Origin of the sequence: Halorubrum sp. ASP1 (assembly GCF_005435135.1) — an archaeon.
Taxonomy (GTDB): Archaea; Halobacteriota; Halobacteria; order Halobacteriales; family Haloferacaceae; genus Halorubrum; species Halorubrum tropicale.
Window position 1 is genome coordinate 1 of sequence record NZ_SGUA01000009.1, and the last position, 24537, is coordinate 24537.

Below are 24537 nucleotides of genomic sequence, written 5' to 3' on the forward strand. Positions count from 1 at the left end.
AGCCGAGAATCCGTGTGATGGCCGGACTAACGTAGGTTATCGTCCCGTCAGTATCGACGACTGTCGCGAGATCATTTACCTCCTCAACGAGCGTCCGATACCACTCAGGCTTGTGGTTATTACTCTCTTGGTGGGTTGTATCGTCATCCATCGATTATAATGGGTCCAGTACACGTGTAAGCATATTAAAATCGTACGCAACCTCCGACGGAAGCACTACTCCTTGTTGTATATATGGGGGTGGTGGCCAAGATCTTGCTGAGTATACTCCTATACCTCTCACGCAAATCCTATCGACTGTTAAAGATTTCAACAGGGAACTAGAGACAAAGAATCAAATAGTCAATCAGAGTAGAATTTGCTATCATGCTCCCAGACGACCTCCCAGTTGATCGCCAGAAATTGCTGACGTGGGAAACAGACTGCTGGCAGTGTGGCGAGCAAACGCCTGTGGTCTGGCCACGAGGAGACCATCTTGATACACCTCTCGGAGATGTATTAGCGAATTACGAAACTCCTGTTGAACGGGTCTACAGCAATACTCTCGGCAAGAAAGTCTGGGGAAACGTCTGTCAGAACTGTGATTCATACCAAGGAAATCATTTTATCCAGCAAGAGGCACTGGAGATTGACCCGCCACTGGTAGACTGTCCACATTGTGGGGATGAACACGAATGGAGTCCGGACCAAGGGATGGGTGGGGCATTTGGACAGGGATGGGTCTCATGTCCAGAATATGGTGAAATACCGGTTGGTGACCCACGGGGAGAGTGATGAATCCTTTCGCTCCATACAGGGCCAGATCAGTAGTATTTCAAAACTCGAATGCGAAAATTGCGACATGTACGATCTCACTGGCTTTCAGCGCGATCTGCTGTACGTAGTTGCCGGACTTGATGACCCCCACGGGCTTGCGGTCAAAGACGAACTCGAGGACTACTACGAAAAGGAAATCCATCATGGGCGGCTCTATCCCAACCTCGACACGCTCGTTGAGAAGGGACTCATCGAAAAGAGTCAGCGCGACCGACGGACCAACGAGTACAGCACTACTCGCCGGGGCACTAGAGAAATCGAAGCTCGGACTGAATGGGAAGCCGGGTATATTGACCACGACGGGTGATCGAACTACTGTTCGAGGACTGTATTTCACGTCCTTGGCTCTGTTGAGATCTCAGCAGGAGATATGTTCCAGGCCGATCACGGTCAATACAGAGAATTCACCGACCGGCTGTTTCAGGGGCTGTGTTGGATCGCTGTAAGGCGGAGAGATTCACTGTTTGACGAAGCGTTTGATGTTATAGACGACACACATCAGCGCGATTTCGCGGAACTCACGGAACCATGACCGCGCTCGCACGGCGAAGCCGAGCGAGCGCTTCACAGCCGAGTTCACGGTTTCGGTCATAGAGCGTTGATTGTAGCGATTATCGTCGATTCTGGCGTTGTGTGCGTGGTCGTACGGTGCGAAGATGCGGTGCTTGATCAGCGGCCTGATCCCGAGATCGCGTAATCCTTCGCGGAGCGATTGCTTGTCGTAGCCTTTATCGGCCGCGAGAGACCGCAGACCGCCCGCGTTCCGGCGGGCGATCTGCTCTGCGAGGTCCGTGTCACTTCCTTCCCGATTCGTTGAGCAGTGAACGTCAATGACGGCTTGCGACGCTGTATCGGCGAGTTTCGTGACTTTGAGCTTCTGAACGCGGTAGCTGATTCGCTGGCAGTAGTGGCGGCTCGCTGGTGAGCGGTCGTAGAACGTGGCGTCGATCGCGGCGTGTTCAGAGAGATCGTGCAGCTGCGCCGACTGGCGCAGCAGCACTCGACAGACGCTCATGCTGATCCGGTCGAACGCTTTACACAACGTGGACGGCGCAGGGAGATCGGCCGCGTTGAGGCCGATCTCCCCGATTATTTGTGACATCTCTTTGAGCAGGTCGATCGTCATGCGGTACGACAAATCGAGGTAAATCCGCAGACAGTGAAGGGAAACGAGTGCGTAGTCGGCGAATCCGCCGCCACCGTCCGGGGCGGCGGATTCGCCTCCATCGCCAGTAACTCTTTGAGCAACCGGTACAACCTCCCCGATGAAGCGGGAGATTTGCGTCATGGTCGACGGAACTCTCCCGCTTCAATTCCTTTGATTTAGCGGCCTATCTCGCCTCCGTATGGCGATTCAACACAGCCGGTTGAAGCTACCGCAGTCTCGGTCTTTGGCTCGCCGCCGACCAGTTTCAGACGAACCCTCGTGCGGTTGAAGCTTGACTGACCGCGTCTCGGCGGAACTCCTCGGGACGGTCTCAGACGAACGCTCGTGCGGTTGAAGTATGGTGCTGGTCATGGGTGCGATAGCGCTTGTGGTGTTTCAGATGAACTCCTCGTGGGGTTGAAGCACGATCACGAACTCGATGGCGACCCCGTTCCGGCGTTTCAGACGAACCCCTGTGAGGTACACTTCATTCAAATCTACCGAAGGACTGCCTTCCATATTAGATCGAGATCTGAACAGTTGAAGTTGTGTTGTAAGAACAACAACGTAGCCCACCGACATAGTTCGAAAGGGTACCGCAATAGTGAACCAACGTATCACACCGATATCCAGTATCCAGAAATCTCTTCAAGACCTACGCGGGTATCGAATCAACGGTCGTATCGTCGAAAACTCCGGATAATACTATAGAGGTACATCGTACCACAAGCATTATCACGAGTCCACTTCGTATATAGCAGCATGGAAGAAGACCCCTTGGAGCGTATGCGTGAGCTCCGTAAAGAAAACAAGGAGATTTACGCCGAAATGGGGAAAGTCGGTTCGGGACACGCTACTGCGGAGGATTAAATCAGCTACCGCTATCGTTCGACGCGTCTTTTTCAATTCCGTTTAATACCTCTCGTGCTGTTTCCAGTACTTGATCTAATGTTTCTGTAGGCGGATCGTGTGGTCGGCGCTCTTCTAATCCCGGACAGAGTGTGTGAGTAAAGTATCGGTGCCAGACGCTGAACAGTTCATCTTTTGCCCACAACGTGTTGTATCGAACGTCAGATTGGAACGTTCGAGTATATTTTGAATGAAGAACAAAACGAGGAATAGACGGGGTGATAATTCGATCACTCGGACCGTCAGACTGTTCAACAAGATATTCAAGCGAGTTTGTCGCAGTTCGGTGGTTTGCGTCGGGAAAAAGGTGGAGCCCGACAATTGCTCGAATCCAGTGAGCGCATGCTTCGGGAAGCGGTGCGGTGGTGGGAAACTCCCGGATCAAGCGGCGGATATCTGAGTCTATGACATTAGAAATCCGCTGTTTTGTCAGCCCCGGTTCGTTTTCTCGTACCTCTCCGTAGGTAGAGCCTGGTTCCTCGTAGAACTCTTTGTTGAGCTGTTTGATTACCTGAGCGTTGACGGAGCCGAAGTCACGAAGCCGCCAGTCGTCTGCTTGGAATGCGTCCGGAGATATCCCCTCAACATCAAGAATATCGTTCTCTATGTGTTTCTCAGGCGGATCTCGGAGAAGTCTTGAGCCATAGGAGTTCTCCTGATAGGTTTCCAGCCCTATTTGAGTGACAGCACCGATACGTTCGAGATCACGGAGTTGTAGACGAAGTACGCTCTCCCGAAAGCGATCCTGTGCCAGCCGGTGTGGAGTGACGTGGGTTTTGTCTTGGAGGGCTTCGAGGATGTCTAGATCAGAGAGGTACATTGGGGCGCTCGGATCGATGAAATCCCGGTACGAGTGTTTTCCAGTGATTTCATCCGGCATATCAGAACCCCGCCCACTCCTCGGGCCGCGTAGCGTAGCTCGGCCGAAGCGCCGGCAGCGGCCGAACAAGATCGGCGTTCACGTGGCCGTCGAGATACCCCGCGCCCCACGTCGTGATCGACCAGTGATCGTCGAGATCGCCGCGATCGTGTGAGGTGATCCAGCCAGCCTTCGCGAGGACGCGGAGCCAGGTGCGAACGAGCCGCTGCTGGAGATGGAGGTCGTGAGCGACTTCCCACCACGACGACGCCCCCTCACGGTCGAGATACTCAAGGATGCGATCGTCCTCGCTGACCATCCAGTTCGCGGATTTTTTCATATTACACCTATGCGCTTTCGTCACCGCTCTCCGAGTGCCCGTTTATATCGTCGACGGCTAACTCTCCATCAAGATACTTCTCCCCGTCAGCTGTTGTGACGTAGATACCGTTTCCAAGAGCCTCAAGAAGCCCATGTTCGGACAGCTTTTTTAGACGTTTAGAGACCTGTGACGCAGATATGTGGATGTAGTCGTGTTCTGAAAGAGGAGTTGGAGATCCCGAGCCTTCGTCCCGGATCACTTCCAGTATTCGGTCATCCCAGATAGTCATCCAATCAGCGCTTTTCCTCATGTTCATGAGATGTTACGGACGCATAATCGTTTCACCGAATTAGTTATATGGAAAATATCTAGTTAGGAATGAATTTCCATTAACTTTATAACATTAGACTTCGTTGACGAAATTACGGGGCCCGAGTGACGAACCCTCGGCTCGCGATGAAATGTAGGATCCCGGCCGCAGTGCTGGCACACTCGGCCGGGTCGGGTTCTGTGTTGGGCCACAGAACCATGCTGACGATGGCAACTGCGGGGCATAAGCCCTGCGCGACGACCGAGGAACCGAGCGGACACAACGACGGCGGCTGCGAGATCTGCGGCGACCCGGCCGACGGGTTCTGCGCGCAGGTGAAACGCCACCTGTGCGCCGACTGTGCGGCGAAGCCGCTCGCCGCGCGCCGCGATGCGGGGGTGCGCGATGCGTAGCGTCCTCGCCGACGACGAACGCGACGGCGACGAGCCGACCGCGCTCGCCGACCTCACCGCCTTCCAGCGCGATCTTCTCTGGGCGCTCTCCCACGAGAACGCCCGCAAGGGGACGGCCCTGAAGGCGGACCTCGCTGCCTACTACAGCGACGAGATCAACCACAGCCGCCTCTACCAGAATCTCGACACGCTCGTCGAGTGTGGCCTCGTCGCCAAGCGGGCACGCGATCGGCGCACCAACGAGTACAGCCTCACCGAGGCGGCCCGCCGCGCCCTTGAAGCGCGCCGCGCGTGGCAGGCGGAGGGTGATGCCGCGTGAATCACACCCAGCCACCGCATCTCCGCTTCGACGCCCGCGAGACCCTTGCCGGCGAACTCGGTGAGATCACCGTTCAACAAGCGGTCGAGGGCCGCGTATGATGAAGAAGCTCTGGCGGTGCCGCCAATGTGATCGACTCGTCAACCGATTCGTCAACGGGTGGGTCTGCCCGCGGTGTGGGTGGTACTGCGGCCAATCGATCGCGAGCGTGAATCGGGGGCCATGAGTCGAGACAACCAGCAGCCCGCCGACGCACCACCAAGTCCTCTCACGAACGACACCATCGCAAGCCTCGATCAGCTGTCGCTTGCGTCCACGTCGGGGGCGTGTCAACACTGCGGGCGCTCGTTCACCGAGGGCGATGAGATCGTCGCGTACGTCTCTAAGCCGGCCGAGAAGCGAACCCACGAAGTTGGCCATTGCGTCTGCGCGCACCGTGAACACCGCCAGCAGGAGGTGTTCACACTCGGCGTCCACGAACTGCTGGTCGCCGGACGTATCGGACTCGCCTCAGACGCCGCGACCCAATCCACATGGCCGATTCTCGTCGAGCCGGTCCCACTCGGCGTGAGCGCACCAGCGACGACGACGATCCGCTGGCTGCCGCCCGAGACGCCACTCGCCGAGGAGGTCACGCCGACAGCGACCCACCGGCAGCGACGGCGCGACGCTCGGGCGCAGGTGACGGTCAGTTCCCCACTAACGACGGAGGGGGATGACTAATGCGGTCACTATCCCGCACCGAGGCCGCGCAACAACGACGGCCCAAGCACCACCGAACGCGTCCGTCCACCCGACCATCAACAACGGACCTGGACATTACCCTCGCGACGATCGCACACCTTCGGCGGGCGCTTACCGCGAGTACCGCCAGTGACGCAGCCGGCGTGACGGCGGCGCTGTTCCGAGCGACGCGGACTATCGACGAGACACACCATCCAGACGTTGCGGCCGCGATCCGGATTGCCCGCAGTGTCGATCCTGTCTCGCGAACAATCCGCCAGTACATCCGAGAGCTGCTCCGGCGGCTCGTCGCGATGGTCACCTGCTGGGAGCCACCAAAGTGATGCCAGCAGACAAGCAGGCCCAGAGCGGGCACGCACAGCCCGTCGGCCAGAGCCACGAGCGTGGCGTCCATCTTGTGGGCCCAACCACACAGTATGACGCCGCCGGCAGCCACTGTGGAAGCGTCTCGCCCCGGCTGACCGAGTGGATACCCGAACTCCTCGACCAGCTTCGTGAGGCGACCACAGAAACAGTCCGGACCCAGACACCCCACACCGACCCGTGGCGGGCGAGTTCGGCACTCCTCGATACCACCCTTCCGGAGTGGACCTCCCTCGAGAACACGTGGGACGATGCAACCGCCGAGGCCGTCGCCTACACGCAGGCGATTACCGAGTTGGCGCTCGTCGACGGCGACACCGAGTCGTCATATCACACACAACGCCACGAGGAGTTGCGCGACACCGTTCATACAGTCGGCACCGGGCGCGGCGCGGTCAACGCCGGGCTTGGCGCACTCGCAAAGGGACCAGTCGCGCTCCACCGCGAATTCGACGCGACTCCACGAGCGATCACCCTCGCACTCGATGTGGCGGCGTGGACCGATCTCACCGACCGTCGAACTGGCGTCCGCGCGCTCGCGGCCATCGCCGTGCTCGCAGCCGGGTTCGACGTTCGCGTTGTCGTCTCCCCGGCGCTCAAACGCCACCTCACCCGGCGGTACCCACAGTGGTGTGAAATCCACCTCGATCTTACGCAGAGCCGGGATCGGTCCCACCCGCATCCCCACCGCGTTCAGTCTCACGAGCCGACCACCGACGAGTGCCACCCTGCCTGGCAAGCGCTCGATGGGCTCGAACGCACACCGAAGAAACGACGTCTCCTCACCAATCTCGACGCCACCACCGGGCGAACCTACCAGGATCTCGAACACGACCATGCGATCGACATTGAGGCAGGGACGGTCAGCCGGTACGTCCTTGATCTCGAGACGCGTGGGCTCGTCGACGTCGACCGTCGAGGCACCCACCACAGCGTCACTCTCTCTGAACGCGGTCAGACGGCCGTGGCTGTGTATCTCGACGCTGCCGGCGACCTCGTCCATCCCGAACAACGCCGACTGACTGACGATCTTACTGCGACCACTCACGATGTCACAAGTACAGTGTCGCCCCGCCCGGAGGGCTCCACAGGTGACACCCCACCCTCACTCGAGGAGTGGCTGGCGGCGACGGGTGACCCCGACGCCGACGAAGAGTTCGTCCAGTGGCTAACGGGGCCCGACACCGTCGATGAAACCCACCTCCACCAGCGATTTCGGACCCCTGCCCAAGACGATAGCGTCACACTTGTTGATGACACCCCAGCGCCGTTCGATGATGGCCGGGTTGGGTATCTGAGCCACACCCCCGGCGAGGCGCAGGTCGTCCTCCAGTGGGGTGGGCCCTTAGCCACCCTGGGACGTCTCGCGGCTGTCTTACTCAGCGATAAGGCGCTCTCGAAGATCTTGACGCCGTCGCGGTTCGGCCGCGCATTCGAGGCAATCCATCGCGGTGATCTCGAACAAGACGCCCCACGAGTGCTGTGTCGGGGCCACCAAGTTGGCTGGTACAGCGACGACGAGCACACGTATGCGGCGTGGCGTGACCGCATCACGACCGTCCGCGATACACTGCTCGCGAAGATCGGCGAACACACGAGCAGTACCAATAGTGCCGCCCGAAGCAAACTCTTCGAAGACCTCCACGGGTTAGTCGCCTCGGCCACTCACCTGTATCACGCAATCGGCGTTGATCTGACGACCACAGTGAGGTTCCCGGACACCGCGGCGCTCGCGCGAAACTCGACGCAACGCCGGCAGCTCTGTACGTTCCTCGCGAAGACGGTGCCCAAACAATCGGTGTATGGCGTTCACTCGGGCTACCGCATGTTGTTCGAAGAGCGCCCACCCAAACTGCGACGGCGGCTCCCCTACGACGTCGAGCCCGACGCGACGATGGATCTGACGATGTCGTGGGTGCTTGCGGGCCCGACGATCACCGATCTCCGCGATGCGATCGAAGAGGCGCTCACCACAGAACTCACCGCGGTGCGGGAGGCGATCGCAGCGGGCACCGAAACCGCCCCTACGCTCTCGATCCCGGTCGTCGACGGGACGACCTACCCCGCCATCCGGCGGGTGATCGACGAGATTGCGATGACCCACGACGCCCAGTGGACACCCCACGAGCGACAGCGGCTCGTGCGGCGCTGTCTGCGCTCGTTCGGCCCGGCGGACACCACTCGCCGTGCGTGTCCGTACGACGTCGTGGTGAGCCTGCTGCGTGCGCTGAACGAGTCTCACGCTCCGACCGTGGCTGCGGTTGAACGCGCGGCGGCGACGCTCTCTGTCGCGCGGTTCCGCCCCGATCTTGTGCCAACGGCGACCGCACTGTATGCGGCCCTGCTTCGAGCCGACGAGCCGCTTGGGCGCTCAGCGTTACTCGAGCGGGCCGACATTGCGGCTAGTAGCTATGATCGCCGGATTGGCACTGTCCAAGCGCTTGACCGGGTACAGGCCGTCTACGTGGATGGCCACCGACGCTGGGTCACCACCGACGAGCCCAGTCACTCCTCACCGCAGCCGTCGCCGTACCTTGGTCAGCCTCATTCCTGGCTCCCGCTGTTGACGCATCGCTCCCGAACACATTCAGTCCGTCTCGCCCCCACTCTGTGGACTCCACTCGGAGTCGACTGCCGACACCCACATCGAATCCACATGTGGGATCACCACGCCCCGACTGGCACTGCCGTTGACACCGCCCTTCCGGTGAAACACTGGGGACAACACTGCGAAGACTGTACCGCAACCACTGACGCACAAACTCGCCACAGTCACCACCCAGCCGCAGCGTTTGAAACCACCACCCATGAACCACGCATGACACCACAATACTACGCACCGACCGCATCGCTTCTTGACCAGTTCCGTCCCCTCTTACCACAGGGTGTGTCCCAATGAAACACGCAGCAAGCGATCGTCCAACCGCCGCCATCTGCGAGCGCCAGTTCACCGAAGAGGGGACACACATCCGCGTCGCCCGCTGTGAAGAGGCCGCATCCCAACTCACGTGTAGCGTCGAACAGCAGAATCAGCGCCTGTATCTCACCGTGTCCACTAACGATGCGTAACGCCACAAGTACGCGACCGAAGGTTGTTCGAGTAATCGACAAGTACGACCTCGACGACATTGGCGACGAAATGGTTACGGAATGGACAAAGCCCGAGAGTACCCGACGCTCTTGTCGTGAACTCGCGGAATTCTTCAACATCCGTGTGCTCGATGCAGCACTCCGCGAAGCGGGTATCATCTGGGAGAGATCACTTGTGGAGGAGTGTGCCGCGATCATCAAAGACGATACTAAATCGATGACAGGATATGATCTCGATCGCAGGGGAGTAGACACCGACGAAGTCGGCGGGGACATGGTGTCGTATCAATCGATATACACGTATCTGACAGAGTATCGTGATATTACGTATGAACGTGAGGTCGATGATATCCGCTCACGAATTAAGAGTTTACAACAGATCGAGACAAAGGCAGAAACGATTGCTACTGGGATTATCTCACACTCTGTGACACACAATCAGGTACACGGAGTGGAGCCTGAAGTAGAGGTCACGATGGATTGTATCTGTAACACATGCGGGAGCAACACTGAGATGTCGGTGTATCTGCGCAACGGCGGCTGTCCTGCCTGTAGCCGGTCAACATAAGCTGTCGACCGGCTGTTTCGGCGGCAGATGGGTTGTAACAGGATCCACGGAAGAGTGCTGATTCGCTGAGTCAGCGAATGCGGGTAAACGCCTTATTATCCAGCCATCTACGTGGATACATGTCTGACAACCAGTCGCTTAGGGCGCGTCTCGAAGAGGATCTGACAAGCAATCTCTCGGTCAGTGTTGTTTCTGTGATCCTTGCTGTCGTAGCCTTGTTTGTGTTCGCTCAGATAGGCGATCCAACTACGGGAGGATTACTTCTTGCACTCAATATCGGGGTGTTCATTCCTTACGCATACGAGCGTTACTGGCCTGTCGCGTATTCAAGAAGCGCAGCAGCTGTGTGGACTATCTCAGCTGCGCTGATCACGACAGGTTTGTTCATCGGCACATATCAACTCGCTTTCAGTGTGGTTCCCGGCGAGTACACCGGTGGAATTGCGTTTGTCCTAACCGTGCTAATTCAGTATGGGATCGCAGCGTTGTTCATGCGAGTCCGACAGCATACGTAAGTGAAAGATAGTAACTAATGGATGAATTGTGTCAGGGGAACAGAATGAGTTTTCACACAGCAGCCAATTGGCCGTCTCAACACAAGGAAACTTGCGTCATCACAGCCAAGGAGAGTACAGGCGTGACCGATGAAGCGGACGTAGATGAAATACTCGATCTCCTTGACGATCAGTACGCGCAAGTAATCCTCCAACAGACACGGAACAATGTAATGTCAGCCAAAGAGATTAGCGAGACATGTGATATCTCAATTTCAACGGTCTACCGGCGGACAGAACGACTGATCGAATGCGGACTTCTCGCTGAACGACGCGTCGCACAACCCGATGGAACTCACTATAGTCTGTACGAAGCACGGTTGGATGAACTTACCGTCCGTCTCACTGACGATGGATTTGAGATAACGGTCTCAGAGAAGGCGACTGGTGATCTCGCTGACCGCTTTACTGATATGTGGGAGGGGTTATGATGTCCGTGGTCCAAGCGGCCGATACACAACTGCCGTCAGATTATTTGTTACTGCTATCTGTATCGCTTATCGCCCTCGGATTAGCGCTGTTCATTGTGTTCCACGCCTATAGGGGATATCAGCGGAACAGCAGCATCCGGATGCTGTACCTAGCCTGTGGCCTCGGTCTCATCACTGCCGTCCCTATGACGCTCTCAATCGGGGTTAACTCACTTGGGCAGATGATTGAGCTTGCTCCTCGCGTGTATACATTTTATCTTCCATTAGTGATACGAGTGAGCGAAATAACTGGGATTTGTACTCTGCTTTACTCCTTGCTTATCACGCCTAGCAAATCTCAGTGAGCGTTCAGTTCGCAGCTCTCATCGCCCGGCTGTTTCAGGTGAGAATATACCTGAAAAAGAGGGCTCCAGCAGATCCTTCAGCCTACAGGTCTATCAGTGGCGATAATTTCACCAAAAATAAAATCACCTCTTGTAGGTGTCTTTCGGTATGGCCACGGCCACAGACAACGACCAGCTTCAACAGAGTGGTTCCGGATCTGGCGGGGATTTCTGGCGGCACTCGTTCGAGCAGTTCATCGCAGACCTCCCTGAACCAGCATTCGTCGTCGACGCCGAAGGTGACATTACGCAGTGGAACACCGCTACAGCCGATCTGCTTGGCCTCCCAGCGCGCAAAGCTGTCGGGATGAACGCATACGACGTGTTTGGTACCGAGGGCAAAAACGAGACCCTCGCCGAAGAAGTCGTCCGCACTGGAACACCCATACGTGAAAACGAGTTCCGATCCGCCGAACGACCAGATGGAACGAAAGCACATGCGCGCGCGATTGGAACCCCAATTCAGACACCAACCGGCGAGGTCGTTGGTGCTGTCGAGTTGCTCTTCGATGTCACCACCGTCGTCGAACAGCGGGAGACGCTCGCCGACCTCCAAGAAGAGCTCTCGGACAATGTCGAGACATCAATGGGGCAGCTAAGCGAGTCGACAACCGAAGTCGCGAACCGATCGAATGAGATCAGCACGCTCGTCGACGAGCAAGCAGCCGAGCTCAAGAGTACACAAGGTGAGATCTCCGGATTCAGCGCCACTATCGAAGAGATTGCGTCTAGCGCTGAGGAAGTCAGCAACCAAAGTGCGGAGTCAAGGGAACTCGCTGAAGAGTCCGTTGAGACCGCAGCCGACGTTATCGATCAAGTAGACGATACGGCCGAGAAGTCGGACACCGTCGCAGACGATGTCGCTGAGTTGAAAGACGAGATCGAGCAAGTTGAGGAGCTTGTTGGCGTGATCAACGATATCGCCGAACAGACAAACATGCTCGCGTTGAACGCCAACATCGAAGCGGCACGCAGCGACAGTGATGGGTTCGCGGTCGTCGCCGACGAGGTGAAGAACCTCGCTAATCGTTCACAAGATCAAGCTGACGAGATCGAAGAAATCGTCGCAAGGATCAAAGAGAAGGCTGCTACGGCAACTACCGAGGTAAGAGCAGGAAACGCCGAGATCCAGTCCGCGAGAGACGACATCCAAGGCCTCCTTGAAAACCAGAAACAAATCCTTGCTGCGGTTGAGCAAACCGAAAGCGGGATCACCGAGATCGCGGACGCAACAGATGAGCAGGCGAGCGTGGCTGAAGGGATATCGAGTGCTGTTGACGACGTCTCTGAACGGGCTACCCTCGTGAGTGAAGAAATCACACAGATTGCGGACGAAAACGACAATCAGACAGAGATGGTCGCGGGGCTAACCCGGCAGGTCGAACAGATTGACCGCGAACTCGCTGAGGTCATGAACACGTCTGTCTGAGGCAGACATCTCGTGATCGGACAGACGAACAGTCTCATCCCACGTTTCCGCTCTAGTTCGTTGACGGTTCCTTCCGTGGGAGTGAGATGCTGACGACAGTTCCGGTCACCTCATTTTCGCCAAACTGGACACGACCGCCGAGGAGATCGGTTCCCCACTTGATGATCCAGAGCCCGAGCCCACTTCCATGGTGAAGCACAGATTCGGTTCCTTCAGAAAGTACGGATAGTTCGTGCTCGGGTATCCCCGGCCCGTTATCGCGGATTTCGATCTGTACCTGCTCGCCTACGCTGGCGACAATCTCAACATGTGGACTGTCACTGGTATTGTGTTCAGCAGCGTTTTCGATAGCGTTCGAAAGGACTGGACTAACAAGCCCATCAACGGGTACCTCCTGGTCAGGACACTGAAGTTCGAATGTCACGTCGGAAAAGCGTGAGCTAACCTCTCTCAGCCGCTCTTCAAGTATCATCTCTATCGATCTGACGTCGGATTCTTCTCGAGCGCGACTGAAAAGCCGGATTGCCTCGCGACCTTTCTGTCCTAGCTCATCAATTTGAAGGGCGCTTTGTTTTACGCGCTCGGCTGCTTTCGTCGGTAGGTCCTCGCTATACCCAAGTATCAGGTTAGTTTCTGTCTTGATGTTGTGGCGAAGCACGCGATTGAGAACCTGTAGACGCTGTTCTTGGCGCAAGAACTCAGTCACGTCCTGTAACGTCACCATGCTCCCGATGACCTGCCCTCGCTGGGTAGTAATCTCGACAGTTTTGATCTTGAAGTCCCGCTTACCTGAGTGGGTTTGTATCGTGAGGAAGTCCTCAAATACTCCAGAATCTGGAAATGCCTCGTACTTAGGAATCGTCTCTGGCGCAGATGATCCGAGCAGTTCGTCTTTTTGTACATTAAGCATCTCCAGTGCTGGACCATTGACGTTAATCACGTTGTCATTCAAATCAAGAACAAGTATCCCCTCTTGGGTGCTATCAAATACGAGTCTTCGAGCGGTAGTATTCGGTGCCGGATTCGTTCGCAGTAAACTGTACCGTCGAATGGCGGTCAGGTAGATGACGCCAGAAACTGAAAATGCGACTGGTGTCGGGTCAATAGGCGTGCTAAGCACGTCTGTGAGGTAGCATAGGTTTATACCCCAGGGAATGATCAACGCTCCAATCAGCGTATACGCCTGCTTCCGAAACGCAGCCATCTGGCTCAGGGCCAACCGGACTAACAGAGCACTACCCACGCCACCCAGTAGATACGTATAAGCGGCGACAATCCAATACCAGACGCCTCCGCTGTCGCTCTGGACAACGCTGAGACCTGGAGTTTGTGCGATACTGATCTGTAGAAGTCCCTGAGCCGGCCCGAGAATGGCCAAAATCACGGTCACCACCGGAACGACCGTAAGTGCTGATACATATCTCCACTTCAAAAAGCGATCGTGACCGGTGTATGATAACGCAAACAGCATCCAGCCGAGTGGGATTGCAACGACGCCTATCCACATCAGGTACATCCAGAATAGCTTTGCCTCCACACCAGGTGCTCGGAGTCGAAAAATAAGCATAAGCGACCAGAACACCTGCCCGGCCAGCAACAGTACGAGAGGTCTCGCCCCCGGAGATTGCCCCTCCCTCCACGCTAAAATAGCCGAAGCTGAGCCAAGAACGACGGAGATGTGTAGCACAGACAGCAGAAAGGTAGTAGTCGACATAGTCTCACAAGGACATCTATGTATACTAACTTTATGTCAGAGAAATCAAAACATCTCCACTTGATAAAAAAGAGTGGCGTGGATTACCCGATGATAGCGATGAACAGTCCGCACGCCACGAACACGTAGTTCATCTCACCGAGCAACTCCAGGCGACGGTAGTCGTTACTACGCCCAATTCGACTATTAAGTAAAACCGCCAGCACTCGTCCAGCAAGAAGGACCAACGCAAAAAGTGCTGGGAGGAATCCGCTAAGAAACGCGCCAATGACGACGAGAATTGAGAGCATGTTAATGATGTACAATAGATGCCGTGTCCGCTTGACGCCGACGACAGTCGGGAACGTTGAGACATTATTTTTGACATCATCTTCGATGTCGCGGACGTTCGGAATTTCAGTGTTGACGAAAATATCGGCAAAAAAGTAAACCGCCAACACAATGGCAAGTGGCGTGATTGCGGCGTCGGCAAACACAATTGGCAGGATTACCATTGCTGTCGCCCACGCCAGTGCCACAAGCGTAGAATTAAGCACAAAGATGGTCTTCAGGCGCTTGAGCGGCACAAGCGATCGTTCAGACAAATCTACTACATACAAGATCCACGTTACGCCTGGCACGAGGGTGACCGCAAGCGCGAGTGGGCCACCAAGCGCCGAGAGAGTAATTGCAAGTCCGTATGCTCCAGCAGACGTGATCGAAAGCAGACGCCTGTGTCGCCCGATAAACGCACTTCGCTCGGACGTCGCTTGTGGGTCGTATCGCACATCGCTGATTCTATCGCCGACGTAGACACCGTAAGCGACCAATCCAACGACGACGGGTGCTAAGGATGGCTCGAGCGACAGGATCACCATCGTGACAAGCGTTCCAGCGATCCCCATGCCTACGATATCAAGTTGGAGAAAAATACAGACTCTTCGTATTCGATGCCACAATTTCACTGATGGACGAAAACCGCTACTGGTTCCGGTAGGTTGTCTACCGGAGCTCGTCCGTTCTGGTTTTTTGTTTGACATTCTGTTAGGGACACCACAAGAAAACCCGCTGTTGTTTCCCCGGGTGCCAGCTATAAATTACTCCCAACTGACAATAAAGATAGACAGAGACCGTTCGGCAGATGAACAGGCTGTCTGTGGGTTTCTCAAATGATACCTTTAGTGATATATTGTGGTTGGAGTTCGTAGCCCTCTGGAGAGATCAATATAAAAGATAGCCCTGAAGAGGTGGGTTTCCGTGCTGTTTCCGCTCTGAACAGGTTGGGCAATTACCCGCTCCACAAATCGGAGAACGCACAAGTGAATTCGCCTGTGTTTGTCCGTCCGTTTCTGGACGATACAGACACAACGGTGAAGCCTCAGGGCTTGTCCCCGAGGTACTTCACCTGCACAGATTGTGCCAAGCGACTCAAAAAAAGGTTCCAAGACTACTTCCGATTGCAACACCGGCAGCGATCTTCGCACAGGTTTGCCAAGACTGCGAACTGAAGCTATAGAGGAGGAATACAACAGGAACCGCTCCGATAGCCGCAGCAGTCCAGTCTGGGATATACTGAAATGGATTTATCCAAAGATAGAGAACAGTAATACTTACTCCGATTGTAAAAGCAAAAATTCGAATCCACTGAAACTCTGACCGGTCTGGCCCATTAGATGGATTTTCTTCTTCGAGAAGATCACGCTTAGAGGGCATACTTAAATGTATGTGCCCCCGCCAATATGTTTTTTTGTAGCGCATCAGTCGGAGCCTAATAGCAAACTCTTAATCACTAAGCTAAACCCTTTAATTCGGAACAGTGACTTATATTCACTTTTATCATAGAACTATTTCAAGTTAGAATATATTTGAATGAGAATATTTTAACAAAGCCAGATACAAGTATATCCCTAGGGAGCGCAGTCTCCACAGGCGTTAATTCGGAGCGTCCCTCTCCTACTTGCTCGATACCGCGAGAAAGAATTTCTCAGTGCGGTCGAGAATCCTCGCCTTCAGGGCAGTGAGGGTGTCAATTGCTCGTGCGGCTGTACAAATAAACCGACACGATCGCGAGGAAAGCCTCCGCAACTTTCGTAATGGTGACAATTGGGTTAATCTCCCCGTTCATGTAGAACGCTTCAATCCCCCACCCTCGGAACGGGAATAACGCAAGAATCGTCACCAAGGAGTATACTGCAGCCACAAGGAAAAACGAGCGTCGCCAGAACCGGGTGAAGTATACTGCTGCTCCGCCGAGGAAACCCAGTCCGTTGAGCACGAAGAGCACTGCCAGCACAACGCTCATTTCAATCGCTCGTGTCGTCGCCACGAGATGGATGAGTCCCGTAATGAGGGCCAAAAGAACCGCCACATACCCGATCGGTTCCGACGGCCACTGATACATGCTGTCTGACCTCGTTGTATGGTTTGTACCCATACGCACAATACTGACTGAACATATAAAAAGGAACATTGCTATATAGAATCGTGGGAATCGGCTGTATAACCAATTTCAAGTGCCGGAGATCGACTCATCCGACGCAACGAGAGTGCGAACACGGCGCGCAAGAACCGTGGGCGGGAACTGTCCATACACTGACCTTCGGACACACCCGAACGTTTCGACACTGGCGTGAATTGTCGCTGCCGGGCCAAGCTCTTGACGGAGGATGTACTCGTAGGCGGCGATCTGGAGTTCATACCGCGGTTGCGTTGCGTCGAGTGACTCATTCAGCGCAATTTTGAGATCGGCCAGTTGCCACTCGCCTCCACCTAGATCCATGAGGATATCGGCCTCACCATGAACTTCTACCTCAACCGCTTCAGCAGTCACGAGTCCACTCAAATTGTGGTCGACATAGACAGCTTCTGCTGCTTGGATCTGGGCCCACAGGTCGGACTTGAGGAAGTCCGACACGACTGACACGTGGAAGAAGCTGACGAGGCCACCACGTTCAGTATCTGGCAGCATCTCGATCGACTGCGGCGTTATCTGTTCCATCGCGTGCTGAAGCGCGCTTCGGACGGGCTTGCTCCACGCATCGATCTCGGTGGCCGGCACGTCCATCTCGATGAGGGTGAGTAAGGCCTCGTGGAGACAGGTTCCGACGGCCTCTGGCCCAAGCGTCTCGAACGTGATTGGGAGGTCGTCGGCCACCGTCTCAGTGTCGGTGTGAATCGGCTCGTCAAGTAGGTGGGCACCCACGGTAGCGTCGACATCGTCAGTCAACGGATAGGCCGTACTCGGGTCGAGAAAACGTGGGACCCACGACTCCAACTGGTCGCGTCGAGGCGGGACGGCACCCGTCACCGATAGCGGCGTGTCGTACGTCTCGCGTGTCTCACTGCCGTCGACGTCATTCACACCGATCGTCAAATCACCGGCACTGGACGGCTCGTCGATCGCATACGTGGGTGTTCGTCCAGGCGAAAACTCGAGTGTCTCAAACAGGGTATCGAGCCAGCGATCACGCGGCTGTGCCGTGCCGGGTAACGTCTTCGGAAGCGGGATGACGAGATGGTCACGTGCCCGAGAGAGTGCCACATACAGGAGTCGCCACGCCTCCGCACGCTCGTTGGCTGCGACTGACTGGAGCTGGTCGGGACCAAGCAGGTGCGGGCCCCCACCGTCGGCGCCGTCGAGCCAGTGCTCGGTCGCCCACCGCAACCCGATATCGCGTGATGCAGCACCCTGTTTATCGCGACTGTCACTGCTTGGCGTGTAGAGTCCCCCATCGAATGGTGGCAGTTCGATATCGGGTGCTGTCTCGACGTTCGTCGGCGGCGCTAACGCCGCAACGCCACCCTGCGTCATGAACCGCTGAGAGAACGGGCCAGTGTCCCAGAGCTTGAACCCCGGCGTTGCGAGCACAATCACGTCGTCTTGATCGCCTTTGAGCCGATGAACTGTGCTGAAGACGACGTCAGCATCAGTGGTCACACTCGGGATATCGGGCCCCTCGCTCGGGGCCGCCCGAAACGGCGCAAGTAGGTCACCGAGGGCGGCTGGTGGGTACTGCGTGTCCGCTTCCCAGTCGGCGACGGTGCTCGTGAGCGCGTCGAGCGCGGCTACTAGTTGTGCTGCCGGCAGGTCGGTGAACTGGTCGCCCGGGTCGGCTCGAAGCGCGAGTTGCTCGATGATGTCTTCCAGATACACCGACGCTGGAACGCGATGGAACCGGCCCAACTGACCGCGAAGATCGCGCAGGCCACAGAGGATGTCTCGGGTTTCGGCGTCGAGGTCGTCGGCCGCACAGATAATGTCAAGGTCGTACCCAGCCCGCTCGAAGCAGTCGTGGGCGCCTGTGAAATCGAACGGCGAGTCAGTCAACAACGCGCGTGTCTGGGCCCGATCGGTCGGCGCAGTGAGCCAGTCACACACGGCGAGGACCGCCTTGACCACGGGACACGCAAAGAGTCTCGAACTCGCATTTTGGACGGTCAGTCCTTCGGCCTCGAACGCGTCTTTGTACGCGTCCATCCGCGTTCGCTTTCTGAAGACGACGGTTATCGACTGTGGCGACCCGGTCTCATCAGTCAATGTCCCATCAACGAGGCCTTGTGCGATGTACGTCGCAAGGATGTTCGCCTCGCCAGCGCGGCCGTCGGGGTTGACCCACCGTGTCTTGTCGGGCGCTGCCCCACCGGTGAACGCGGCGACGTGGATGCTCGGGTCGGCGGTTGGATCCCGAGATGCGTCGAGACCGGGGTAAGTCGCCGCAAAATCACTGAGCCCCCCGCGAGCTGGATCGTTGAAGACGGGCCGCATGATGGTGTTGATGCCGGCGGCGATGTCCGGGGTTCCACGATAACTTGTTGCGGCTGTCACCGTCGCATGGGTGTCCCAGTCGATACCGAGATACTGGCCCTCGCGACAGGCGCTGGTGAATAGCGACGGATCGGCGTGCCGCCAGCGGTAGATGCTTTGGAGTGTATCGCCACACGCGAGGACGCGCATCGAGGGAGTGACAAGCTCTGACAGCGCCGCGTGCTGGATAATAGAGACATCCTGTGCTTCATCGATGATCACGCTATCAAGCCGCGCGTGGTACCGCTGACGCAGGGCTGTGTGCTGGTCGGTGGTTGGCCCATCGCCATCGACTGGCCAGTCACGCTTGAACACACTGGTGATGAAGAAGGCGACATCGGTGTGAGAGACCACGCCATACTCGCGGATCAGGGCTCGGTACTGCTCGCGGTAGGCTTCAAGCACGTCACCAAACGCTGTCAACGTCGTGTCCCACGCGTCATAGAGACGCTGGTCAGCAGCCACAAGGTCGTCCCACGCCGCTGCTGAGAGAGCCGCGTCGGTGTCAGCTGCGGCGTCGGCGTCGACGATGTCTGCGATCGTCGCCACGATATCCGCACGACTGCTGGTTCGTCCGTCAGGATACACTGCCTCCTGTGTGGTACGGAGTTTGCGTTCGAAGGCGGCCGTGGTGAGTCGCTGATCGCGACAGTACTTGACAGCGTCAGCAAGCATCTCCTCGGGAGTGGCTGCCCAGCGGCCACCCGGGTATGCTGCTTCCAGTTCGGCTATCGCGTCTTCGTGGGCCGGATCGGCAGCGACGGCGTCGTAACACGCTTTATGAACCGTTTCCAGCAACGCCTTATTCCCGATCGATGGCGTCTCCTCGAACCCCAGGTCGGTGGCCAGCTCCCCGAAGACGTCACGCAACACGCTGTCGACAGTGCCGATAAACGGTGCGTTCCGGACCCGCGCCACGAGATACGCGATATCTGACTCGGTGAGTGACGCTGCCTCGGGGATCAACGCATGATCCACAATCTCCCGAATGTGCTCACAGACACCGGGTCCGATCGCGGCCGCCTCATCGGTGGTAAACGACATGACGGCTACGCTCTGGGCGGGAGTCCGATCGCCACTAACGTACCGCCGAATGATGGTTTCGGCTGCGATTCGCTGCATCGTCAGTGATTTGCCAGCGCCGGCGACACAGTTCATGGTAAACAGTCCCGAGTCGGCGTCGACGAATCGGTCTCTGATCGTTGCTTGTGCGTTCCGGAGTGTCCGTGGGTCGTCGTCGTTACTCATGAGGTGTCTCGGTGGGTGCTGGGTCAGACGCCCCACTCGCAGAGAGGAGCGCGGCAATCGGCTCAGGAAGCTGCGGTGTCGTGCTCACCAGTTGGGTGCGGGCCTGCTCGGAGACAGTCTCCATCTCGAGTGATGCAAGAAACGGCGAGGGGTACACAGCACCACCGTCGGCGGTCTGTGTGTACCGCGTCACGATCACGCCGCGCTCGGCGGCACGCATCGCATCGGCGAAGTGATCGCGATCACGGCCGTTTCCCCAGGCGGTTCGCGGCGCAACGACATCTGTCTCACCAGCTCCCGCGAGAACGGCTTCCTGGAGCTCTGTGGGAACAACGCTGTCAATCTGGGCCGGCCACTCGGCTGCCGTCGCGCCGACCGCGATAACGAATGGGACAGACAGCGCCCACACGTCGTTCGCCTCCATAATGTCGATGGCCCAGGCATTCGAGTGTTCACGGCGGCCGGGGCGTTGTGTCGCCAGCAGCTCACACAGCTCCTGTACAGCGTCCCACGATCGGGAGACCGTCCCGTCTGCGAGCCATTCGTCGTATTTGTGCAAGACCTGCTCGACGAGCCGAGTGACCCTGACGGTTGCTCGCGCGGCCGTCTCAGTCGCCATGAGCGCCGGTGAGTCAGCCTGCTTGCGGGCGGGCACGCTCGTCTCGCGATACGCGTCGATCGACGCCCCCAGAACCGTTCCAACTGTCTCTGGCGTTGGCTCGCGCTCGGCATGCGACAGTAGCCAGTCACAGTAGGTTGTGAGTCGCTCGTCCGTGGTGTGTGTCTGTATCGTCTCGGCCCACTCGGCGATCGATCGATGCCCGGGAGGAAGGGCCTCAAGAGCGGCCTGGATCGTCGACTGTTCGAGTGGCCAGCTGGCTGTATCCGTAAGTGGTGCCCACCGCTGCGCCACTGGTTCCAACAGCGTTGCAGCAGCGACGTCGCCGGCGCCAAAGAGCGTACAAAGCGCCGCTATCAGCGCGTATGGTTCGGTGCGGGTCACGCGCAACTGTGTCCAAAACACTGGCGTCACCCCATACTGGATGGCTGCCCGGGTCAGCGGCTGTTCATACGGATCAAGATCGCGAGCCACGACGACGATGTCGCGGACGTCCACGCCACGATCGCGAAGTTCGCTGATCGTCGCCATCACAGCACGCGCTTCCTCGCGACGCGTCGGTGCGGGCAATTCGACAACAGGACATGACGGTGCTGGCAGGTCGCCAGTGAGTGCCGTGCGGTGGGCGTGGGTCACAGATTCACCTCTCGCCCGGGGTTATCAATGAACAAGAGGTCCGGAAGTCGCATGGTGAGGTATTCGCTGGTTCCGGGGCGGAGGTGGAGTTCGATATCTGCCGTTGTTGCGGTACAGAGGCCATACAGGAAGTCAACCTCTGGTGCCGGGATGCTGCTCACACCGACGAGCGAGATCCGCTCGATATCGGGATAGCAATCGGTCCACACCTCGTCGCCGCCGACGAGGCGACGCGTCGCCCGTCTGAGAAGCGCCGTCTTCGAGACCGCTTTGTCAGTCTGGTTGCGCAGCCACGTCTCGACGGCGAGGCCACCATCAACCAGTATGGTCGCCTCGTCCGCAATGGGAGTCGCAAACTCGTCGGTGACATCGCGCAGCGCCGCAATCCGATCCGGATGGAAGTTCGTCATTGATTCGACCTCTGAACGGATCTGCTCAAGTTGTTGGGGATCGACGTCTCGACGGGCAGCAAGCAACGGACGGAGTCCCGATGGCTGATCGGGTGTCGTCGTCGGGAGCGACTGGAGGAGCGCTAAGCGATCGACGCGATCGAGGCTCGTCGGGGTCGGGTCTGCGGCTCCAAGCAGTACTTCCGCAACGGTTTTCGGGTCGACAAATTCAAACGCATTCTGTGGCTGTGTACGCTCTCGCAGTCGCCGTTGGAGGTTTCGTTGGTGGAGTTCGGTCGGCGCCAACACGAGTTCTGTCGGCGTCGCTGTGCGGTCAGCACGATTGAGAAGCCGTTCTTCCTCGCTACAGTAAATCGAGATCTGCGAGGCAATATCGTCGTCAGTCGTGTGGAGGTCCGTTGTCGACATCAGATCTATCAGTAAGTAAGGTACAACAAGGCGATAATAAACTGCTTGCCCCAGAGCGGAAGTAGTCAGATAGTGTACTAAGCTATCACTTACGTGACCTACGAGATGACGACCGTTGCAAATGCGTGTCCAAACTGTGGGCCACTTGTGATACCATCTGGTGTCGCCTCGATCACATTGAGCTGGGCCATCTTTTTGATTGCCTCATCGAGTGTCACTTTCAGATCCGGATCGATGGGCTGGTCAGTATTGGTGTCGCCGTGGTCGTATGCTGTGACAAATCGTTCAAGCTGCTCACGGCGCACAGGTTCATCAAGCAGACTCACCGTTTGAAGAATCTGCCACGCGCGCTCTTTAGCGACAATTTTGAACAGTTCGAGCGGACGAGACGGCCCCGTTGATCGGTGCTGAGACGTCTCCAGGCCCTGTAGCGGCTGTGTCCTAATTTGAGCCGTTGTGAGCGGTTCCCGACCAACGATCTGCCAGCGATTCTCAGCGTCGCGCAGTTCGATTAGCCACCAGCCAGTGCTGTCCTCACGAGGCACAAATTGGAGTCGGCGGCGAGAGCCCTGCTCCGGGCGATACGTTACAGAGAATCGGGAGGTGGAGGGCACATGATCAGGATCAAAGGATTCTGACATACATATCTGTCAAAACCAATCGTATTTAAAGGCCAAGGGCAGAAAGCATGGGCCGAGTAGCAGTTGGGCCACCAGAGAAGAGTTGGCGCATGAGATTGGCGAGAGTATCGCGCCGGTCCGGTAGCGCAGAAAAAATGGAGACCGGCTGGTCAGAGTGCTTCGGTCTGGATCGAGAAGTCGTCAGGCGAGAGCTCCACGTCGTCGACGAGGTCGGCCACGATCTCGGCGGCCGCCTCGATGGCCTCCTTGACGTCGAAGCCGAGCGTGGCCTCGATGACCTCGCCGTTGTGGACGACGGTCGCGACGACCGGCTGCTGGGTGTAGACGATCAGGTCCTCCTCGAGCGACTGGTACGGGCCCGCCGAGACGAACTGGCGGGCACACTCAAGCGAACAGAAGCCGACCGTCCCGTAGTCAGCGACCATCCCACGGGCGTCACACCCGAGCAGGAGTTTCAGCTGGTCGTCGACGTCGTCGTGGCAGTCCTCGCAGGCACACTCGATCTCGTCGTCAAGGGTAGTCGTCAGGTCAAACTCGGGCTGAGGCGTCGAACCGCGAAGCGTTTCGGTCATAGTGGTTGGTCGGGTCACCCCCTCGGGGGAAACCCTCGTCTCCGGATGAGGGTAATAATGTTGCCAGCTGAAGCGAGGTCAGGACTCGGCCGTAGCCGGTGTCTTCGCCACCGTGCTGAACGGTGGGTTAGTAGTTGCTACTAACGCCACAACCAGCCGTCCTATTGGGGCCGTTACGAGTGGGGAGGTACGAGACAAATCCCCCACTGGTCACTCCCCGAGATCGACCCCAAGATCGACCCCGAGATCGACCCCAAGATCGACCCCGAGATCGACCCCAAGATCGACCCTGAACAAACCCGACTGATCGACCATCTCCACTACAGGCTGGTTGCGGTTCCGTCAACTGCCGCAACAAACCTACCAGTCACCGGGCTGTAGCAAGGGGGTCTCGACCCCTGCTGAGAAGCCGGTCAGAGGACCCGGCGTTTGCAGTCACTACACGCCACGTCACCACCCCCGAGACGAGTCGCGGCGTCACTCGAACAGAAGTCGCAACCTTCCGATCCACTCCGGGCGTTCATCGACAGCAGAGCAGCGAAGACGATGCCGATGAGCAGGGCGATTGCGGTGCCGAACGAGACGGTGAAAACGACGAGTGCGAGAAGCGTGTTCATCTTGGGAAACCTCACCGCTGGCCCGACCGAAATAATGCTATCACTGGGTTGGGGCCTGCCGCCACTCCGTCCGGATTCAGACGGTGTCGTCTCACCGTGTTGAGACGGAACGAGTCCCCACCGAAGGTGGGTGGCTCGTGGACGCCATTCTGTATGCCAGATTGCTGAGAGATTCTCGGTGGGGATACTGGCGATGACTCCCGCCAAGAGGGAGTCGTCGAGGTGGGGGCAA

The 24537-nt window shown here is 57.4% G+C and carries 26 protein-coding genes; 11 read left to right on the forward strand and 15 right to left on the reverse strand.

Annotated features, from left to right (window positions below; genetic code table 11):
• The coding region (locus EXE48_RS19280) for a PAS domain-containing protein (protein ID WP_137711786.1) at positions 1 to 151 on the reverse strand (151 nt) is incomplete at its 3' end.
• A 215-nt stretch (positions 152 to 366) separates the two neighbouring features.
• On the opposite strand from EXE48_RS19280, the gene EXE48_RS13370 reads away from it, so the two are divergent.
• Complete coding sequence (locus EXE48_RS13370; RefSeq protein WP_080508779.1) at positions 367 to 774, forward strand: hypothetical protein; 408 nt, start codon at positions 367 to 369, stop codon at positions 772 to 774.
• 67 nt (positions 775 to 841) lie between these two features.
• Positions 842 to 1123, forward strand: coding sequence for a helix-turn-helix transcriptional regulator (locus EXE48_RS13375; RefSeq protein WP_094494467.1), 282 nt, complete (start codon positions 842 to 844; stop codon positions 1121 to 1123).
• Positions 1124 to 1273: 150 nt separating this feature from the next.
• On the opposite strand, the gene EXE48_RS13380 is transcribed toward EXE48_RS13375, so the two are convergent.
• The 4 genes from EXE48_RS13380 to EXE48_RS13395 all read right to left on the reverse strand — a co-directional run bounded on the left by EXE48_RS13380 (position 1274) and on the right by EXE48_RS13395 (position 4363).
• A complete protein-coding gene (locus EXE48_RS13380) occupies positions 1274 to 2104 on the reverse strand; it encodes an IS5 family transposase (RefSeq protein WP_137711787.1) in 831 nt (276 codons plus the stop codon).
• A 730-nt stretch (positions 2105 to 2834) separates the two neighbouring features.
• A complete protein-coding gene (locus EXE48_RS13385; protein ID WP_137711788.1) occupies positions 2835 to 3752 on the reverse strand; it encodes a hypothetical protein in 918 nt (305 codons plus the stop codon).
• Position 3753: 1 nt separating this feature from the next.
• Positions 3754 to 4050 (reverse strand): winged helix-turn-helix domain-containing protein, encoded by a 297-nt coding sequence (locus tag EXE48_RS13390; RefSeq protein WP_094580664.1) that lies wholly within the window; start codon positions 4048 to 4050, stop codon positions 3754 to 3756.
• Positions 4051 to 4078: 28 nt separating this feature from the next.
• The gene (locus EXE48_RS13395; protein WP_137711863.1) at positions 4079 to 4363 is read right to left on the reverse strand and encodes a winged helix-turn-helix domain-containing protein; all 285 of its coding nucleotides are present in this window, start codon (positions 4361 to 4363) and stop codon (positions 4079 to 4081) included.
• A 200-nt stretch (positions 4364 to 4563) separates the two neighbouring features.
• Here EXE48_RS13395 and EXE48_RS13400 point away from each other — a divergent pair, with 200 nt between their 5' ends.
• The 9 genes from EXE48_RS13400 (at position 4564) to EXE48_RS13445 (ending at position 12657) form a co-directional block, all read left to right on the forward strand.
• On the forward strand, positions 4564 to 4776 hold the full coding sequence (locus EXE48_RS13400) for a hypothetical protein (protein ID WP_137711789.1): 213 nt from the start codon (positions 4564 to 4566) through the stop codon (positions 4774 to 4776).
• Positions 4769 to 5095 (forward strand): helix-turn-helix transcriptional regulator, encoded by a 327-nt coding sequence (locus EXE48_RS13405; protein ID WP_137707455.1) that lies wholly within the window; start codon positions 4769 to 4771, stop codon positions 5093 to 5095. Before EXE48_RS13400 ends, EXE48_RS13405 begins: the two co-directional genes overlap by 8 nt.
• 222 nt (positions 5096 to 5317) lie before the next feature.
• Positions 5318 to 5818, forward strand: coding sequence for a DUF8112 family protein (locus EXE48_RS13410; RefSeq protein WP_137711790.1), 501 nt, complete (start codon positions 5318 to 5320; stop codon positions 5816 to 5818).
• A 343-nt stretch (positions 5819 to 6161) separates the two neighbouring features.
• On the forward strand, positions 6162 to 9101 hold the full coding sequence (locus EXE48_RS19095; RefSeq protein ID WP_241992005.1) for a plasmid replication protein RepH: 2940 nt from the start codon (positions 6162 to 6164) through the stop codon (positions 9099 to 9101).
• 162 nt (positions 9102 to 9263) lie between these two features.
• The gene (gene rdfA / locus EXE48_RS13425) at positions 9264 to 9860 is read left to right on the forward strand and encodes a rod-determining factor RdfA (protein WP_137711791.1); all 597 of its coding nucleotides are present in this window, start codon (positions 9264 to 9266) and stop codon (positions 9858 to 9860) included.
• Positions 9861 to 9979: 119 nt separating this feature from the next.
• A complete protein-coding gene (locus tag EXE48_RS13430; RefSeq protein ID WP_137707457.1) occupies positions 9980 to 10375 on the forward strand; it encodes a hypothetical protein in 396 nt (131 codons plus the stop codon).
• A gap of 122 nt (positions 10376 to 10497) precedes the next feature.
• The gene (locus tag EXE48_RS13435) at positions 10498 to 10845 is read left to right on the forward strand and encodes a winged helix-turn-helix domain-containing protein (RefSeq protein ID WP_077152292.1); all 348 of its coding nucleotides are present in this window, start codon (positions 10498 to 10500) and stop codon (positions 10843 to 10845) included.
• The gene (locus EXE48_RS19430) at positions 10845 to 11189 is read left to right on the forward strand and encodes a DUF7521 family protein (RefSeq protein WP_137711792.1); all 345 of its coding nucleotides are present in this window, start codon (positions 10845 to 10847) and stop codon (positions 11187 to 11189) included. The genes EXE48_RS13435 and EXE48_RS19430 overlap by 1 nt, the downstream gene beginning before the upstream one ends.
• Positions 11190 to 11337: 148 nt before the next feature.
• On the forward strand, positions 11338 to 12657 hold the full coding sequence (locus EXE48_RS13445; protein WP_137711793.1) for a methyl-accepting chemotaxis protein: 1320 nt from the start codon (positions 11338 to 11340) through the stop codon (positions 12655 to 12657).
• A gap of 52 nt (positions 12658 to 12709) precedes the next feature.
• Here the strand turns inward: EXE48_RS13445 and EXE48_RS13450 are convergent, their stop codons facing one another.
• The 10 genes from EXE48_RS13450 to EXE48_RS13495 form a co-directional block, all read right to left on the reverse strand.
• A complete protein-coding gene (locus EXE48_RS13450; RefSeq protein WP_241992006.1) occupies positions 12710 to 14371 on the reverse strand; it encodes a sensor histidine kinase in 1662 nt (553 codons plus the stop codon).
• Between the two features lie 83 nt (positions 14372 to 14454).
• Positions 14455 to 15255: a UbiA family prenyltransferase gene (locus EXE48_RS13455; RefSeq protein ID WP_241992007.1), complete on the reverse strand. Its 801-nt coding sequence runs from the start codon at positions 15253 to 15255 to the stop codon at positions 14455 to 14457.
• Positions 15256 to 15778: 523 nt separating this feature from the next.
• Complete coding sequence (locus EXE48_RS13460) at positions 15779 to 16063, reverse strand: hypothetical protein (protein WP_137711794.1); 285 nt, start codon at positions 16061 to 16063, stop codon at positions 15779 to 15781.
• A 313-nt stretch (positions 16064 to 16376) separates the two neighbouring features.
• Entirely contained in the window at positions 16377 to 16784 is a 408-nt protein-coding gene (locus tag EXE48_RS13465; protein WP_241992008.1) for a DUF7475 family protein, read from the reverse strand.
• A gap of 75 nt (positions 16785 to 16859) precedes the next feature.
• The gene (locus tag EXE48_RS13470; protein ID WP_137711795.1) at positions 16860 to 20402 is read right to left on the reverse strand and encodes a UvrD-helicase domain-containing protein; all 3543 of its coding nucleotides are present in this window, start codon (positions 20400 to 20402) and stop codon (positions 16860 to 16862) included.
• Positions 20395 to 21552: a PD-(D/E)XK nuclease family protein gene (locus tag EXE48_RS13475; RefSeq protein WP_137711796.1), complete on the reverse strand. Its 1158-nt coding sequence runs from the start codon at positions 21550 to 21552 to the stop codon at positions 20395 to 20397. Before EXE48_RS13475 ends, EXE48_RS13470 begins: the two co-directional genes overlap by 8 nt.
• Positions 21553 to 21653: 101 nt before the next feature.
• Positions 21654 to 22475, reverse strand: coding sequence for a hypothetical protein (locus tag EXE48_RS19100; protein WP_241992009.1), 822 nt, complete (start codon positions 22473 to 22475; stop codon positions 21654 to 21656).
• A gap of 98 nt (positions 22476 to 22573) precedes the next feature.
• Positions 22574 to 23116, reverse strand: coding sequence for a hypothetical protein (locus EXE48_RS13485; RefSeq protein ID WP_137711797.1), 543 nt, complete (start codon positions 23114 to 23116; stop codon positions 22574 to 22576).
• A gap of 149 nt (positions 23117 to 23265) precedes the next feature.
• Positions 23266 to 23688, reverse strand: a complete 423-nt coding sequence (locus EXE48_RS13490) for a hypothetical protein (protein ID WP_137711798.1) — start codon at positions 23686 to 23688, stop codon at positions 23266 to 23268.
• Positions 23689 to 24101: 413 nt separating this feature from the next.
• The gene (locus EXE48_RS13495) at positions 24102 to 24305 is read right to left on the reverse strand and encodes a hypothetical protein (protein ID WP_049933292.1); all 204 of its coding nucleotides are present in this window, start codon (positions 24303 to 24305) and stop codon (positions 24102 to 24104) included.
• Between the last annotated feature and the right edge of the window lie 232 nt (positions 24306 to 24537).